Here is a 2,116-nt window from a genome sequence, read left to right on the forward strand (position 1 = left end):
GTACTGGTTTTAGGCGCTTCTGGATATGTTGGTTCGCAGCTCCTCCCTATCCTGCTTGAGCAAGGCTATCAAGTCACAGCTGCAGCAAGGCATATCGACTATTTAAAAGCACGAACAGAGCCTCACGACAACTTGTCACTTGAATACCTTGATCTCGCAGATCAAGCTGCGACACAAGCGCTCGTCCCTGACTTTGACCTTATTTTCTTTCTTGTACATGGAATGGCTGAAGGCCATGATTTCATTGATTACGAACTCAACTTGGCTCGTAACTTTGTTTCGGCTCTTGGGCCAAAAAACCAACACGTCATCTACCTCAGTTCGCTTCAGCCCCAAACTGGTGATTCAGAGCATCTTCAAGCGAGAAAACAAACCGGACAACTGCTTCGTAAAGGACCAGTACCGGTGACCGAACTTCAAGCAGGCGTCATCATTGGCCCTGGCTCTGCGGCGTTCGAGATCATGCGAGACTTCGTGTACAACTTACCTATCATGATTGCGCCCAAATGGGTCGACTCTAAAGCCAACCCTATTGCCTTGCAGAACCTGAACCACTATCTACTAAAACTCGCACAAGACACGCCTAGCGAAAGCCAAACCTTCGAGGTTGGCGGGCCGGATATTGTCTCTTATCGAAATCAATTTGCTCACATTGCCAAAACAGCCGATCGTCCACTCAGGCTGTGGGCGACATCACTTCTCACACCTTCAATGGCGTCTTATTGGTTGGGCGTGGTGACTTCTGTTCCGTCCAACATAGGCAGAGCGCTTCTCGCGGGCTTAAAGCATGACTTTATTGCCAGTTCGACCATCATTAGAGAAAAGTACCCTCAGAAACTTATCTCATTCGAAAACATGGTTGAGCAAGCAATTCACGCTGAAGGAAACTTCGTAAAAAGTAATGTTTGGGGCTTTGACAAAACCGCCTTCACGCGCTGGCAAGCTGGGTATGGCTATTACCCGAAGAAAACAGGGGCAAGTATCACCTCAAGCGCATCCTTAGATTCCCTCTGGCATGTTGCACAGCAGATAGGAAGCCCAAAACAGGGTTACTTCTTCGCTAACGCTTTATGGCGCACACGCGAATGGTTAGATCTTATCTTTGGCGGTGGTGTACCTGTTCGACAAATGCCAGAAGGCCCTAACCTAAAAGTCGGTGACAAAATTGACTCTTGGAAGGTTATTCGCTGTGAAGAGAATCAGTTTCTATCTCTGCTTTTCGGTATGAAAGGCCCCGGTTTGGGGAGACTCGAAATTACCGTATCTGACCACGGTGATTCTCGTGAACTGAACATTTCAGCTTGGTGGCATCCAAAAGGCTTTTTAGGCTTACTGTATTGGTTCGCGATGATGCCAGCTCACCTGTTTATCTTTAAAGGCATGGTGAAGGCGATTGAGAAGCAGGCTAAAGAGCAGATGCGAGATTCGAGTGTCGAGATGAGAAAAGATTAAAAGCGGATCCGGGATTCGAGTAACGAGATGCGAAACGATTAAAAGCGGATACGGGATGCGAAGAGATTAAAAGCAGATTCGTCTGTCGAGATGCGAAAAGACTTAACAGCAAATTTGCGACACGCGCTATGAGAGGCAAAAAAAGAGCGGATAGTTCCGCTCTTCGTATCTCTCATCTCGCATCCCGAATCCGCTACTAGCCAATAACGCTAATTGGGATCTCTGCAAGTTGGTTGCCTTGGTTAGCTGGATACACGATGTATTCACCGTGATACTTCACCGCTGACTTGTAGTCAGTGACTTTGTGAAGCATGAAACCTGCTTCCATCGCTGCTTGAATAAACTCAGCGTGGTTACCACGAACAAACCAGTTCATTGGTTTTACCATTAGCTCACCGTCGAACGAGTCGTCACACTGTTTGCCACAAAGTGCAAAAGAGTGCTCACCATCAGTGAAGAACTGAATTTTGCCGCCAGTCGTTAGCTCGTCTTCACTTGATACACTCCAACCCATCTCGTACATTTTGTCCATGAACGCTTCAACATCACTGTCTTTTAGCGCTTTAGGCTCTTCGCCTTCAGGGAAAAAACGTCCGTAAAACGCAGAAATACGTTTAAAGGTAAAAGTTAAATCAGAGTTATTGCCCTTTGAACGGCCCTGTTT

2 protein-coding genes are annotated in these 2,116 nt (G+C 47.0%); one reads left to right on the top strand and one right to left on the bottom strand.

Features of this window, described 5'->3' with window-relative positions:
* Window positions 1-1,452: DUF2867 domain-containing protein (locus AB4496_RS26970; protein ID WP_372132984.1), on the top strand; the 1,452-nt coding region annotated here is incomplete at its 5' end.
* 196 nt (window positions 1,453-1,648) lie between these two features.
* Here AB4496_RS26970 and AB4496_RS26975 read toward each other — a convergent pair.
* A partial coding sequence (locus AB4496_RS26975; protein WP_372132986.1) for a DUF2913 family protein occupies window positions 1,649-2,116 on the bottom strand: 468 nt, incomplete at its 5' end.

The sequence above is a fragment of the Vibrio sp. 10N.222.46.A1 genome (assembly GCF_041473595.1).
Taxonomy (GTDB): domain Bacteria; phylum Pseudomonadota; class Gammaproteobacteria; order Enterobacterales; family Vibrionaceae; genus Vibrio; species Vibrio tasmaniensis_A.